Genomic DNA, 14,167 nt, shown 5'->3' on the forward strand with positions numbered 1-14,167 from the left:
AGGGACAAGCCAACACCAAGCGTGATATAATGTCTAATCGTCCTTTCTAATCAAAATCGATAAATACATTTTATCGATGGGAACACGCTTTCCATGACGGACTTCCGCTCGATCGAGACCTTCCTGTGGGTCGTCAAGCTCGGCAGCTTCCGCGGCGCTGCCCATCGGCTCAACACCACCCAGCCGGCGATCTCCCAGCGCATTGCCCAGCTCGAGCGCGAGATGGGTGTCAAGCTGCTCAACCGCGACCATCGCGTGGCCTCGCCGACGCCCAGCGGCCGACAGATGATGGTCTATGCCGAGAAGCTGATCGGGCTGCGTTCCGAGATGATGGCCGAGGTCGGTGACCGCTCGGCGATGCGTGGCGCGCTGCGGCTCGGCGTCGCCGAGACCATCGTGCACACCTGGCTGCCGCGGCTGGTCAAGAGCGTCAACGAGATCTACCCGAACCTGTCGCTGGAGATCGAGGTCGACATCACGCCCAATCTCTCCGCGCGGCTGCTCGCGCAGGAGATCGAGCTCGCCTTCGTGCTCGGACCGCTGTCAGGCTCCGGCGTACGCAACCGCGTGCTCTGCGACTACCCGATCGGCTTTCTGGCCAGCCCCGCGCTCGGCCTCGGCAATGGCCCCGTGGCGCGGCAGGATCTCGCGCGGTTTCCGATCATCACCTTTCCACGCAAGACCCAGCCCTACGAGACCGTCCGCGCGCTGTTCAACCGGCCGGACCTGCCGCCCATCCGCCTGCACGCCAGCGCCTCGCTCGGCACCGTCGTCCACATGGCCAATGAGGGGCTGGGCATCGCGGTGATCCCGTCCGCGATCGTGGAGAACGAACTCGCTGACGGGCGGCTGCAACTGCTCGACACCGACTTCAAACTGCCGCCCCTCACCTTCGGCGCGAGCTGGCTCGCATCTCCCGACGCCGTCGCGATCGAGCGTGTTGCACATCTCGCCGGGCAAATCGCGCAGCAGAGCATCGCGGTTGACGCCACGGCGGCGACACGTCAAGAAAAACCGGTCGCATGAAGGGAAGAGCCGCATGAGCCGAGCCGTAACCAATCTGCAGATCGATTCCGCCCGCCTGTGGGACACCATTCACGAAACCGCGAAATTCGGTGCGACGCCCAAGGGCGGTGTGCGACGGCTGACGCTGAGCACCGAGGACAAGCAGGTGCGCGACTGGTTCCGCAGGGCCTGCGAGGAGGCCGGCCTCGACGTTCACGTCGACGCGCTGGGTTCGATGTTCGGGTTGAGGAAAGGACGGGATATGTCGAAAGCGCCGATCGGCGTCGGCTCGCATCTCGACACCCAGCCGACCGGCGGCAAGTATGACGGCATCCTCGGCACGCTGGCCGGGCTCGAGCTGGTCCGCACGCTCAACGGCGCCGGCATCGAGACCGAGCTGCCGATCTGCATCTGCAACTGGACCAACGAGGAAGGCTCGCGCTTCGCGCCGGCGATGATGGCCTCCGCGGCCTATGTCGGCGACTTCACCACCGACGACATTCTGTCGCGCAGGGACGCCGAGGGCGTGACGGTGGCGCAGGCGCTCGACGGCATCGGCTATCGCGGCGATGCGCCGGTCGGCAGGCAGAAATTCTCCGGCTTCGTCGAGCTGCATATCGAGCAGGGACCGATCCTTGAAGCGGAGGGCAAGACCATCGGCGTGGTCGATTCCGGCCAGGGCGTGCTGTGGTACGACGGCAGGATCACCGGTTTCGAGAGCCACGCCGGATCGACGCCGATGCCGCTGCGGCGCGACGCGTTGGCGACGCTGTCGGAGATCGTGCTGGCGATGGAAAGCATCGCGAAGAAGCACGGACCGAAGGCGGTCGGCACGATCGGCGAGGCCGTGATCGCAAAGCCCTCGCGCAACGTCATCCCCGGCGAGATCGCCTTCACGGTGGACTGCCGCAGCGCCGACGCCGCGATCATGGACGCGCTCGACCGCGACCTCCGCGCAGCGGTTGCCGAAATCGCGGCGCGCCGCAAGGTCGAGGTCCAGCTCGATCTCGTCTGGCGCAAGGCGCCGACGCATTTCGATCCCAAGCTGGTCGATGCGGTGGAGAACGCCGCCACGCAGCTCGGCTACTCGCACCGCCGCATCACCTCCGGGGCCGGCCACGACGCCTGCAACCTCAACACCGTGATGCCGGCGGCGATGGTGTTCGTGCCCTGCAAGGACGGCGTCAGCCACAACGAGTTGGAGGACGCCACGCAAGCCGATTGCGCCGCCGGCGCCAACGTGCTGCTGCACACGGTGCTGGCGCTCGCCGGCGTCGCGTCCTGATCATTCCTGCTTCAGCGGAGGTTTTCGTGCGCGCAGTGTTTGTCGACGCCAACGAATCGCTTGCTGTCATCGCCGAGCGGCTGGAGAAACCAGGCGATCCCGCGATGCGGATCAACCGCAATCCCGACATCGCTCCCGAGGACTACCCGACCGTCCTCGACGGCGCCGAGATCGCGGTGGTCGATCACACCGCATTGCCGACCGAGGTCGCGAAGCGATGTGCCGGCCTCAAGCACGTCGTGTTCCTCGGCACCGGCGCGCGCAGCTACATGAACCCGGAAGAACTCGCCGGGCTCGGCATCTCCGTGCATCTGATCAAGGGCTATGGCGACACCGCGGTGGCGGAATCCGCCATCGCGCTGATGTGGGCCTCTGCGCGCGTGATTGCGCAGATGGACCGCGAGATGCGCGCCGGCAACTGGCTGCGCGAGGACGGCATGCAGCTCACCGGCAAGACGCTGGGGCTGGTCGGGTTCGGCGGCATTGCCGCCGAGGTCGCCCGCATCGCGCTCGGCAGCGGCATGAAGGTGATCGCCTGGAACCGGTCGCCGAAGAGTTCTGCTGGCGTCGAGTTTGTCGACCTGGACACGGCGCTTTCGAAGAGCGACGTGGTCTCGATCCATTTGCTGCTGAACGACGAGACCCGCGGCATGATCACACGCGAGAAGATCGCGAAGATGAAAAGCGGCGTGATCCTCGTCAACACCGCGCGTGCCGCTATCATAGACGAAGAGGCGATGATCGACGCGCTGAAATCCGGCCACATCCGCCATGCCGGCCTCGACGTGTTCAACGTCGAGCCGCTGCCGCAGGATCATCCGCTGACAGAGATCCCGAACGTGACGCTGTCGGCGCATTCCGCCTTCCGCACGCCGGAAGCGAGCGAAAATTTGATCCATGCCGCATGGGAGCATTGCCGGCGGATAGTAAGAGGATAAACGGCATCGTCCTGGACAAGCGAGCACAACGAGCGTCGATCCAGGACCCATTGCCGTCGCAGCATGTTTTGGGCAGGCCGTGGCCCAAGCGCGTCGCCACAGCCAAATCCCGGCGTAATGGGTCCTGGCCTTCGCCAGGACGACACCTTGGTTGACCGCGTGACCTAATCCACCATCTCCGCCACCGCCTTGCCGCACGCCGTCGTGTCGGCATTGCCGCCGAGATCGCGCGTGCGCAGCGTGCGTTCGGCAAGTGTGCGCTCGATCGCGCCGACGATGGCATCCGCGACCTGCTTCTCGCCGAGATGCTCCAGCATCATCGCGCCTGACCAGATCATGCCGATCGGATTGGCGATGCCCTGGCCCGCGATGTCGGGCGCCGAGCCGTGCACCGGCTCGAACACCGAGGGGAAATCCCCCTCCGGATTGATGTTGCCCGACGGAGCGATGCCGATCGTGCCGGTGCAGGCAGGGCCAAGGTCGGAGAGGATGTCCCCGAACAAATTGGAGCCGACTACGACATCGAACCAGTCCGGATGCAGCACGAAGTTCGCGGTCAGGATATCGATGTGGTACTTGTCCCACTTCACTTTCGGATATTTCCGGGCCATGGCCTCCACACGCTCGTCCCAATAGGGCATGGTGATGGAGATGCCGTTCGACTTGGTTGCCGAGGTCAGGTGCTTTTTCGGTCGCGACTGGGCGAGCTCGAACGCGAATTTCAGGATGCGATCGACACCGGTCCGCGTCATCACCGTCTGCTGCGTCACGAATTCGCGGTCGGTGTCCGGGAACATGCGGCCGCCGACTGATGAATATTCGCCTTCGGTGTTCTCGCGCACCACCCAGAAATCGATATCGCCGGGCTTGCGGTTCGCCAGCGGTGACGGCACGCCAGGCATCAGCCGCACCGGGCGCAGGTTGACGTACTGGTCGAATTCGCGGCGGAACTTGATCAGCGAGCCCCACAGGGAGATGTGATCCGGGATCTTGGCGGGCCAACCGACTGCGCCGAAATAGATCGCATCGTGCTTGCCGATCTTGTCCTTCCAGTCGGCCGGCATCATCTCGCCGTGCTTCTCGTAGTAGTCGTAGGAGGCGAAGTCGAAATGGTCGAACTGCACCGCGACGCCGTGCTTCTTCGCCGCCGCCTCGATGACGCGCAGGCCCTCCGGCATCACTTCCTTGCCGATGCCGTCGCCGGGAATGACCGCGATCCGATACTGCTTCTTTGCGCTGCTCATCGAGAACACCCTTGTGATTTGCCCGGCCGACGATGCCGCCTATTCTGATCGCCCTGCAATGGACCAAACTTCGCACGAGCGCAACGCTGCAGTGCAGTGTTGACCGCAGCGCGACCCTGCTCCAACAAATTCGCCGACATCCGTTCCTTTTTCACAAGCGAGACATCCCATGGATCTGCATCTGCGCGGCAAGCGTGTCCTGATCACCGGCGCCTCCAAGGGCATTGGCGCGGCTGCCGCCGAAGCCTTTGCCGAGGAGGGCGCCCACCTGCTGCTGGCCGCCCGCAACGGCGAGCAGCTCAAGGCGGTCGCCGACCGGCTGCGCGCCGCCCACCAGATCGATGCCGCGACGAGCGTGGTCGATTTGCGCAAGCCGGACGACCTCGCGCGGCTCGCCAACGAGGCCACCGACATCGACATCCTCGTCAACAATGCCGGAGATATCCCGGGCGGCTCGATCGACAAGATCGACGAGGCGACCTGGCGCCACGCCTGGGAGCTGAAGGTGTTCGGCTACATCAACCTGACGCGCCATGTCTACGCCCGGATGAAGACGCGTGGGGGGGGCGTGATCGTCAACGACATCGGCGCGGGCGGCGAGAAATACGACGCCAACTACATCTGCGGCAGCGCCGGCAACGCCGCCTTGATGGCCTTCACCCGCTCGCTCGGCGGCAGGAGTCTCGCCGACAATATCCGTGTCGTCGGCATCAATCCCGGCCCTGTCGGCACCGATCGCCACGTCACGCTGCTAAAGACCCGTGCCAAACACCAGTTCGGCGACGAGAGCCGCTACACGGAGTTCCAGAAAGGCCTGCCGCGCGGCCGTCCCGCGCATGCACGCGAGATCGGTGACCTGATGGCGTTTTTGGCGTCCGATCGCGCGGGTTATACGTCGGGCGTGATCTACACGGTGGACGGCGGGCTGACCTCGGGGTGGGGATAGGCGCCCCTCCCCGTCATTGCGAGCGAAGCGAAACAATCAATTCACCACTTGCCGAGGCGTGGATTGCTTCGTCGCTTCAGCGCAAAATTGCTTTGCAATTTTGTCGCGAGCTCCTCGCAATGACGGGGAAAAGGCGATTTCCGCTTCCCTACAAATTGCTTTGCTGCAACAACAACTGAAGATGCGGAACGAACGGAGACAAGCGCATGGCAGATCAGGGTTTGGTACGTGAAACGGCCTGCGCCGTCGTCGGCAAGTTGAAGTCCGGCGACGTCACGCCGCTCGACCTTCTCGACGTGCTCGAGCAGCGCATCGCCGAGGTGGATGGCAAGGTCAATGCGCTGCCGACATTGTGCTTCGATCGCGCCCGCAGCCACGCTAAGGTCTTGATGCAGAAGCCTGCGGCCGAGCGGGGCCTGCTCGCGGGCCTTCCCGTTCCGATCAAGGACCTCACCAACGTCCGGGGCGTGCTGACCACGCAGGGCTCGCCGATCTTCAAGGACAACATCCCGGCGAAGTCCGACATCCTGGTCGAACGCCTCGAGGAAAATGGCGGGGTGGTCTACGCCAAGTCGAACACACCGGAATTCGGCGCCGGCGCCAACACGTTCAACGAGGTATTCGGTCCGACGCGCAATCCGTGGGACACTTCACGCTCGGCGGCCGGCTCGTCGGGCGGCGCCGCCGCGGCGCTGGCCAGCGGCACGGCGTGGCTTGCACACGGCTCGGACATGGGCGGCAGCTTGCGCAATCCCGCGAGCTTCTGCGGGGTCGTGGGCCTGCGGCCGAGCATCGGCCGCGTCGCGCATACGCCGAAATTCGGCGTCAACCGAACGCTCGGCGTGCAGGGACCGATGGCTCGCAATGTCGAGGACCTCGCGCTGCTGCTCGATGCCATGAGCGGCGAGCACGCCGCCGACCCGCTGTCGCTGCCGGTGCTGCCGACCTCGTTCCTGTCGGCGGCGCGTTCGGGCAGGAGACCGAAGCGGATCGCCTACTCGCCCGACCTCGGCATCACGCCAGTCGATCCCGAGGTCAAGGCCATCACCCGCAAGGCGGCGGAGCGCTTTGCCGAGCTAGGCGCGATCGTCGAGGAGGCCCATCCCGACCTGCGCGAGGCCCATGAATGCTTCCATGTGCTGCGCGCGTTCGATTTCGCGATCAGCAAGGCAGAGCTGCTGCGCACCAAGCGCGACATGCTCAAGCCGGAGGTGATCTGGAACATCGAGGAGGGCCTCAAGCTCACGGTCGAAAAGCTCGAGCGTGCCGAGGCGCAGCGCGTGGCGATGACCGCGCGCACGCTCGATTTCTTCGACACGTACGATCTCTTGCTGGCGCCGACGACCATCGTCGCGCCGTTCCCGGTCGAGAACCGCTACGTCGCCGAGTGCGGCGGCAAGAAATTCGACAACTATGTCGAGTGGCTCGGCATCGTCTATGCGATCACGCTGGCGTGCTGCCCGGCGCTCTCGCTGCCCTGCGGCTTCACCGCAACGGGACTTCCAGTCGGTTTGCAAATGGTGGCAAAACCGCGCGCCGAAGCCCAACTCCTGGCCGGCGCGAAAGTGCTGGAGGATATTCTGGGCGTTCGCGATACCACGCCGATAGATCCGCGGCTGCCGAAGTAGGGCTTAGGCCTTCTCCCCGGTCGCCTTCAACGCGATGGTGAGCGCCAGCTTGGTCTGCTCGACGATCTCGTCCATGAGTTCCTCGCGGCTGATATGGGCGGCCTCGCCGGTGAGCAGCCCCTGCTCCGCGAGCATCACGATGCCGTGCAGCCCGGCCCAGATCTTCAGCGCCTGCCGCTCGCGCAGCAGGCCGACCGCCGGCGCCTCGAACGACTCGATCAGCAGGGCGAGCGTTTCCATCGCGGCGGTGTGCAGTTCGCTGCCCTTTGGCGCACAGGCCATGGTGCGCGAGGCGAACATCAACCGGTAGATGCCGTGGCGCTCCAGTCCGAAGGCGAGCGCGGCCTGCGCGAAGCGCGACAGCTTCGACTGCATGCCAGGCCTGTCGATGGCCTCGCGCATGATCACGTTGAATTGCCGGAACGCTTCGGCGGTAACCGCCTCCAGCAGCGCGTCGCGGTCGGCAAAATGCCGGTACGGCGCCGGCTGCGAGACGCCGAGCTTCTTGGCCAGCGCCTTGATGCTGATCGCTTCCGGCCCGCCCAGTTCGACCTCCTGCAAGGCAGCCTGGATCAGGGCGTCACGCAGATCGCCATGGTGGTAGGTCTTGAACGGCTTGCGAACGATTTGTCCCATCGCTGACGACATCACTGAATTTTCGCTTGACGCGCAAGCGCAACGATAATGTAATATACTATAACTTGGCGATCGGGTTAAGAGGCCGGACGCCCAAGCAAGCTAGAACTTGCGTATAGACCACGAGGAACCCAGCGCGCCCCGTTGCGCGCGAGAGCCGAGGGAGAGGGTTTGCATGTCCAAGCTCAAGATCCGCGTCGACCAGGACAAGTGCCAGGGTCACGCCCGCTGCAAATCACTCGCCCCGGAGCTGTTCGAGCTCGACGACTACGGCAATGCGCATGAGATCGGCGACGGGACCGTCCCTGATGGCCTCGAGGACAAGGCGTGGCTCGCACAGACCAACTGTCCGGAAATCGCAATCGAAGTCACCGAGGAATAGCCGCTACCGGGAGGCCCTGCGGCTTTCCCATTTGGCTGACCAGTGTTTGAACGAACGAGAAGGAAACGAGCTGATGTCCGATTCCCCGTCCGCAAGCTTTCTGCCCGAACACCCCCCGGTCACCGACTGGGTCAACGATTTCGACCATACCGATCCGACCTGGACGGAAAATCCGTTCCCGATCTGGGAGGAGCTGCGCGCGGCCTCGCCCGTGGTGCATACCGAGCGCTTTCTCGGCTGCTACATGCCGACCACCTACCAGGCGGTGAAGGAAATTGCCTACGACACCGAGCATTTCTCCTCGCGTCGCGTCATCGTGCGCGACGTACGTCCCGACATCACCGCAAGGGCGCCGCCGATCACCTCCGATCCGCCGGAGCACAAACCCGCCAAGCAGCTGTTGCTGCCGCCGTTCACGCCCGACGCGATGAAGAAGCTTGAGCCGCGGGTGCGCGCGATCTGCAACGAGCTGATCGATAAATTCATCGCCGACGGCCAATGCGACGCTGCCGCCCGCTACACCAAGCACATCCCGGTGCGCGCCATCGCCCACATGCTCGGGATTCCCGAGAAGGACGGCGACCTCTTCATCAAGTGGATCCACCAGATCCTCGAGCTCGGCATCAAGGACGACAACGAGCTTATGAGCGGCGTACGGGAGATGACCGGCTATTTCGTGTCCCATCTCGAGCAGCGCAAGCACCAGCCGGGTGACGATTTGATCTCGCAACTGATGTTGGCGAAGGGGCCCGACGGCCAGCCGCTTTCCGACGAACACGTGCTGGGCTCGCTGCGGCTGCTGCTGATTGCCGGCATCGATACCACCTGGAGCGCGATCGGGTCCTCGCTCTGGCACCTCGCCCGGACGCCGGCGGACCGCGAGCGCCTGATCGCGGAGCCCGCATTGATCCCGACCGCGATCGAGGAATTCCTGCGCGCCTATTCGCCGGTGACGATGGCGCGCGAGGTGATGAAGGAGACCACCATCTCCGGCTGCCCGGTCAAGTCGGGCAACATGGTGCTGCTGTCGTTCCCGGCCGCCAACCGCGATCCCGCCATGTTCCCCGACGCCGACAAGGTGGTGATCGACCGCAAGGAGAATCGCCACGCCGCCTTCGGCCTCGGCATCCATCGCTGCGTCGGTTCCAACCTGGCGCGGATGGAGATGACGGTCGCCGTCGAGGAGTGGCTGAAGCGGATTCCGGACTTCCGCCTCGACCCGACCGGCAAGGTCACCTGGTCGGAAGGTACGGTCCGCGGCCCGCGTCAACTGCCGGTGCTGTTCGGCAGGACCGCCTGAGGCATGGGGAAGCAGTTACATCGCGTCCCCCAAATGAGGTAGCTTGCCCCCGGAATCGAACAAACGGATCCGGGGGAGGTTACCGACATGACCGATCAAACCGCTCAGCCCGTGAGCGACCGTCTCGACATCCACGACGTCGAGCGGCGGGTGAAGGCGATCTTCATCGGCTCCGTCGGCAATCTCGTCGAATGGTATGATTTCTACGCCTATACGGCGTTCGCGCTGTATTTCGCGCCGGCTTTCTTCCCCAACAGCGACCCGGTGGTGCAGCAGTTCAACGCCGCCGTGCTGTTCGCCGCGACCTTCCTGATGCGTCCGCTCGGCGGCTGGCTGTTCGGCTTCATCGCCGACCGCTACGGCCGCCGGCTGTCGCTGACCCTGTCGGTGGTCTGCATGTGCTTCGGCTCGCTGATCATTGCGGTGACGCCGACCTACGCCACGATCGGCTTCGCCGCGCCGGCGATCCTGGCCCTGGCGCGTGTCATCGAGGGGCTCAGCCTCGGCGGCGAATATGGCGCCAGCGCCACCTATCTCAGCGAGGTCGCCGATGCAAAACACCGCGGCTTCTATTCGAGCTTCCAGTATGTCACGCTGATCGGTGGCCAGCTCACCGCGATCATCGTGCTGCTGTTGCTGCAAAAGGTGTTCCTGACCCCGGACGAGCTGAAGGCCTGGGGCTGGCGGATTCCGTTCGTGATCGGCGCCGCCCTCGCCATCATCGCAGCGGTGATGCGCCGCGGCCTGCACGAGACCGAGGCCTTCGTCGAGGCCAAGAAGGTCTCGAAGCCGACCGGGTCGATCGTCGGCCTCTTGAACTATCCGCGCGAGTTGCTGCTCGTGGTCGGCCTCACCGCGGGAGGCACCGCGGCGTTCTACACCTTCACCACCTACATGCAGACCTTCGTCAAGCTCTCGGTCGGGCTGACCGAGGACCAGACCACCTTCGTGATCTTCGGCTCGCTGATCTTCGCCACCATCCTGCAGCCGCTCTACGGTGCGATCTCCGATAGAATCGGCCGCAAGCCGCTGCTGATCTTCTTCGGCATCGCCGGCACGATTGCTACGATTCCGATCCTGACCGCGCTGAAGGACACCAAATCACCCTTCACCGCCTTCCTTTTGATCTGCGCCGCCTGGATCTTCGTCGCCGGCTACACCTCGATCAACGCCATCGTGAAGGCCGAGCTGTTCCCGACCAATGTCCGCGCGCTCGGCGTCGGGCTGCCCTACGCCATCACCGTTTCGATCTTCGGCGGCACCGCACCGGCCGTCGCACTCTATTTCAAGAGCAGCGGGCACGAAGACTGGTTCTACTACTATCTCAGCGGCATGATCTTCCTGTCGCTGCTGATCTACTCGACCATGCGCGACACCAAGCACGACTCCGCAATGCATCGCCACGAGTGACGGTCGAAGCCCGATGACCGACGAATCCCAGCCCCCGACCGACAACAAACTGACCCGCAGCAAGCAGCGCTGGGCGCGCGAGGGCAAATTCCTCACCGGCAAGGTGGTGCGACCCGAGGCGCAGCGCCTGCCCCCGGGCCAGCACCTGACGCGGGACTGGCCGGTGCTCGACCTCGGGCAATCGCCCAATATCTCGCGCGAGCGCTGGCGGCTCGACGTCTACGGCGCGGTCGACCAGCCGATCTTCTGGACTTTCGAGCAGTTCCTGGCGCAGCCGCAGACGCAGTTCGTCTCCGACATCCATTGCGTCACGACGTGGTCGCGCTACGACAATCAATGGAACGGGCTCGCCACGCGCGACCTGCTCGCCGCCTGCCGGCCGCGCGAGGACGCGCGCTTCGTCGTGCTGCATTCCCATGACGGCTACACGACAAACCTGTCGCTCGAGGATTTCGCCGCCGAGGACGCCCTGCTGGCCCATAGCTGGTCCGGGCAGCCGCTGGAGCAGGAGCATGGCGGCCCGGTCCGGCTCGTGGTGCCGCATCTCTATTTCTGGAAGAGCGCCAAATGGCTGCAGCGGATCGAATTCCTTAATCAGGATGCGCCGGGCTTCTGGGAGGTGCGCGGCTATCACAACCGCGGTGATCCCTGGGCTGAACAGCGTTATTCTGGCGACTGATCACCAACCATGATGGAGCCCGCCGTGCCGCACGAACGCTTTGAATTCACGGGTGAAGGCGGCCATCAGCTTGCCGCAGCGCTCGATACGCCCGACGGCCCGGTCAAGGCCTTTGCGCTGTTCGCCCATTGCTTCACCTGCGGCAAGGACGTGCTGGCCGCAAAACGCATCGCGGTCGCGCTTGCGGGCAAGGGCATCGCAACGCTGCGCTTCGACTTCACCGGCCTCGGTTCCAGCGAGGGCGATTTCGCCAACTCGACCTTCTCGTCGAACGTCGCCGATCTCGTCCGCGCCGCCGATCATCTGCGCGAGACGCGCAAGGCACCGGCAATCCTGATCGGGCACAGCCTGGGCGGCGCCGCGATCCTCGCGGCTGCCGGGCGGATTCCCGAGGCGAAAGCCGTCGTCACCATCGCTGCCCCCTCCGATCCCGCCCATGTTACGCATTTCTTCAAGGACCGGGTCGAGGACATCCGCACGCAGGGCGAAGGAGTGGTCTCGCTCGCCGGCCGCCCGTTCCGCATCAAGCGCGAATTCCTCGACGACGTCGCCGAGCAGAACCTGATGGCGCAGGTGAAGGCGCTGCACAAGGCGCTCCTCGTCATGCACTCGCCGACCGACGACACCGTCGGCATCGACAATGCGACGAACATCTTCGTCGCGGCAAGGCATCCCAAGAGCTTCGTGTCGCTCAATGGCGCAGATCATCTCTTGAGCGGGAAACAGGATGCCGCCTATGTCGCCGACGTGATCGGTGCCTGGGCCGAACGCTATGTCGATCTCGCCGCCCCTTCCACTGAAGCGGCCAGCGGGCCGCGCAACGTCGTGGTGCAGGAGACCCGCGCCGGCAAGTTCCAGCAGATCGTCACCACCGGCCCGCACCGCATGCTGGCCGACGAGCCGGTCGCCGTCGGTGGCGACGACACCGGACCCGGGCCCTACGATTTCCTGCTCACAGGTCTCGGCGCCTGTACCTCGATGACCATGCGCATGTATGCCGACCGCAAGCAGCTGCCGGTCGATCGCATCACCGTGACGCTCCAGCACAGCAAGATCCATGCGAAAGACTGCGCGGAGTGCGAGACGCGCGACGGCATGCTCGACCAGATCGACCGCGTCATCCGGATCGAAGGCGCGCTCGACGCCGATCAGCGCCAGCGGCTGATGGAGATTGCCGACAAGTGTCCGGTGCATCGCACGCTGACCTCGGAGGTACGGATCGTCACCAAGGCCGCGGAGTAGCGACTAGGCTCTGGCCGCACGCTTGCCGGCCAGCACGTTCGCCATGATCCGGACCGCCGCGCTGATCTCGCTTTCGCGCCACGCCGCGAAGCCGAGCAGCAGGCCGCTGTCGCGCGGCCGCTCAAGCGCAAGGCTCGACAGCGCGCGCAGCTCGACGCCGGCCGCAACCAGGCGCTCGGCGATGCTCCGGTCGTTGGCGCCACGGCTGAATCTCGCGATCAATTGCATGCCGCCGGGCGGGACCTCGGCCGCGAGGACCTCGCCGAGCTGCCGCTGCAGGCTACCTGCCAGATGATCGCGGCGTGAGCGGTAGATGCGCCGCATTCGCCTGATATGCGCGAGGAAATGCCCGCCGGAGATAAAATCGGCCAACGCCTCCTGGACATGGACGGATGCGATCAGCCCGAGATGCCGCTGCGCAATTTCCATCGTCTTCGAAAGCTGCGGCGGCACGACGAGATAGCCGATGCGGATATCTGAAGTCATCGCCTTGGCAAAGGTGCCGACATAAAGCGCGCGCCCCTCGCGATCGAGGCCCTGCAGCGCCGGCATCGGCCGGCTGTCATAGTGGAATTCGCCGTCATAGTCGTCCTCGACGATCCAGGTCCTGCCGGGTTCGGCGACGGCCAGCAATTCGGTGCGACGCGCCACCGGCATCACCCGGCCGGTTGGATGCTGGTGCGAGGGCGTCGTGAAGATCAGCTTCGGCACCCGCGCGCGCGCGTCATTCCCCATCGGTCCAGCCGGATGCCGCGGACGTCGGCGCCTGCGGCACGAAACGCCGCGGCCGCGCCGGGATATCCGGGATCCTCGGTCCACACGGTATCGCCAGGCACGATCGTCGTTGCCGCGACCAATGTGAGCGCGGCCTGCGCCGTCGGCAGGATCAGGATCTGGTCCGCCTCGGCGCGCACGCCCCTGTTGACCTCGAGGTAGTCGCGCAACGCTTCCCGCAGGCCTTGCCGGTTGATCAGCGTCTGGTCGTTGAAGCGGCGGCGCAGCGCGCTGCGCCGCAGGCAACGCGCCCAGATCTCGTGTGGAAACTCGCGCGCATCCGCCAGCCCCGGACGCAGTGGCCGGAAATCCGCCTGATACGACAGCGGCCAGTCCACATCCTTGAGCTGCAGCGCCCAGGGCGACAATAGCGGCTTGCGCGAGGCCTCGCGCTTCGGCATGGGCTCGGCCCTCGCGAAGCGCTCCTCGATGTCATCAGTCACCACCGGCCGCCGCCGCGGGGCGACATGCAGATAGCCTTCCGCCGCCAGCTGCTCAAAGGCATGGGTGACGGTGTTGCGCGACACGGCGAGCCCGGCCGCGAGCTGACGGCTCGATGGCAGAACGGTGCCGCTGCGGAGGCGCCCGCCGGAGATCAGGTCGCGGAGCTGATGGGTCAGTTGCGCAACCAGCCCCGCGTCATCCGTCCGCTCCAGCGCGATCAGTTCGGTAAGGATCAATCTGGTACCATGAATCTT

14 protein-coding genes are annotated in these 14,167 nt (G+C 65.1%); 10 read left to right on the plus strand and 4 right to left on the minus strand.

Going from position 1 to position 14,167, the window contains the following annotated elements; genetic code table 11:
- Positions 1–93: 93 nt before the first annotated feature.
- The 3 genes from JQ586_RS14405 to JQ586_RS14415 are packed head-to-tail and all read left to right on the plus strand — an operon-like array spanning position 94 to position 3,228.
- On the plus strand, positions 94–1,026 hold the full coding sequence (locus JQ586_RS14405) for a LysR family transcriptional regulator (protein ID WP_212395241.1): 933 nt from the start codon (positions 94–96) through the stop codon (positions 1,024–1,026).
- A gap of 13 nt (positions 1,027–1,039) precedes the next feature.
- Entirely contained in the window at positions 1,040–2,290 is a 1,251-nt protein-coding gene (locus JQ586_RS14410; protein WP_212395242.1) for a Zn-dependent hydrolase, read from the plus strand.
- Between the two features lie 26 nt (positions 2,291–2,316).
- On the plus strand, positions 2,317–3,228 hold the full coding sequence (locus JQ586_RS14415) for an NAD(P)-dependent oxidoreductase (protein WP_212395243.1): 912 nt from the start codon (positions 2,317–2,319) through the stop codon (positions 3,226–3,228).
- 164 nt (positions 3,229–3,392) lie between these two features.
- Here JQ586_RS14415 and JQ586_RS14420 read toward each other — a convergent pair whose 3' ends face one another.
- Positions 3,393–4,472, minus strand: a complete 1,080-nt coding sequence (locus JQ586_RS14420) for a tartrate dehydrogenase (RefSeq protein WP_212395244.1) — start codon at positions 4,470–4,472, stop codon at positions 3,393–3,395.
- Between the two features lie 169 nt (positions 4,473–4,641).
- Between JQ586_RS14420 and JQ586_RS14425 the strand changes: the two genes are divergently transcribed.
- Positions 4,642–5,418, plus strand: a complete 777-nt coding sequence (locus JQ586_RS14425; RefSeq protein WP_212395245.1) for an SDR family oxidoreductase — start codon at positions 4,642–4,644, stop codon at positions 5,416–5,418.
- Between the two features lie 206 nt (positions 5,419–5,624).
- Positions 5,625–7,046, plus strand: coding sequence for an amidase (locus JQ586_RS14430; protein WP_212395246.1), 1,422 nt, complete (start codon positions 5,625–5,627; stop codon positions 7,044–7,046).
- A gap of 3 nt (positions 7,047–7,049) precedes the next feature.
- Here the strand turns inward: JQ586_RS14430 and JQ586_RS14435 are convergent, their stop codons facing one another.
- Positions 7,050–7,682, minus strand: a complete 633-nt coding sequence (locus JQ586_RS14435; RefSeq protein WP_212395247.1) for a TetR/AcrR family transcriptional regulator — start codon at positions 7,680–7,682, stop codon at positions 7,050–7,052.
- Between the two features lie 175 nt (positions 7,683–7,857).
- Between JQ586_RS14435 and JQ586_RS14440 the strand changes: the two genes are divergently transcribed.
- The 5 genes from JQ586_RS14440 to JQ586_RS14460 all read left to right on the plus strand — a co-directional run bounded on the left by JQ586_RS14440 (position 7,858) and on the right by JQ586_RS14460 (position 12,695).
- Positions 7,858–8,064, plus strand: coding sequence for a ferredoxin (locus JQ586_RS14440; RefSeq protein ID WP_212395248.1), 207 nt, complete (start codon positions 7,858–7,860; stop codon positions 8,062–8,064).
- Positions 8,065–8,137: 73 nt separating this feature from the next.
- Positions 8,138–9,364, plus strand: coding sequence for a cytochrome P450 (locus JQ586_RS14445; protein ID WP_212395249.1), 1,227 nt, complete (start codon positions 8,138–8,140; stop codon positions 9,362–9,364).
- An 87-nt stretch (positions 9,365–9,451) separates the two neighbouring features.
- Complete coding sequence (locus tag JQ586_RS14450) at positions 9,452–10,774, plus strand: MFS transporter (protein WP_212395250.1); 1,323 nt, start codon at positions 9,452–9,454, stop codon at positions 10,772–10,774.
- Positions 10,775–10,787: 13 nt separating this feature from the next.
- Positions 10,788–11,453 (plus strand): sulfite oxidase-like oxidoreductase, encoded by a 666-nt coding sequence (locus JQ586_RS14455; RefSeq protein WP_212395251.1) that lies wholly within the window; start codon positions 10,788–10,790, stop codon positions 11,451–11,453.
- Between the two features lie 24 nt (positions 11,454–11,477).
- Complete coding sequence (locus JQ586_RS14460) at positions 11,478–12,695, plus strand: bifunctional alpha/beta hydrolase/OsmC family protein (protein WP_212395331.1); 1,218 nt, start codon at positions 11,478–11,480, stop codon at positions 12,693–12,695.
- Positions 12,696–12,698: 3 nt separating this feature from the next.
- Here JQ586_RS14460 and JQ586_RS41525 read toward each other — a convergent pair whose 3' ends face one another.
- Together JQ586_RS41525 and JQ586_RS41530 are read right to left on the minus strand one after the other, a co-directional pair.
- Positions 12,699–13,430 (minus strand): PLP-dependent aminotransferase family protein, encoded by a 732-nt coding sequence (locus JQ586_RS41525; protein ID WP_409410986.1) that lies wholly within the window; start codon positions 13,428–13,430, stop codon positions 12,699–12,701.
- Positions 13,394–14,149, minus strand: a complete 756-nt coding sequence (locus JQ586_RS41530; protein ID WP_409410987.1) for an aminotransferase class I/II-fold pyridoxal phosphate-dependent enzyme — start codon at positions 14,147–14,149, stop codon at positions 13,394–13,396. The genes JQ586_RS41525 and JQ586_RS41530 overlap by 37 nt, the downstream gene beginning before the upstream one ends.
- Between the last annotated feature and the right edge of the window lie 18 nt (positions 14,150–14,167).

The organism is Bradyrhizobium jicamae, assembly GCF_018130215.1.
Lineage (GTDB): Bacteria > Pseudomonadota > Alphaproteobacteria > Rhizobiales > Xanthobacteraceae > Bradyrhizobium > Bradyrhizobium jicamae_A.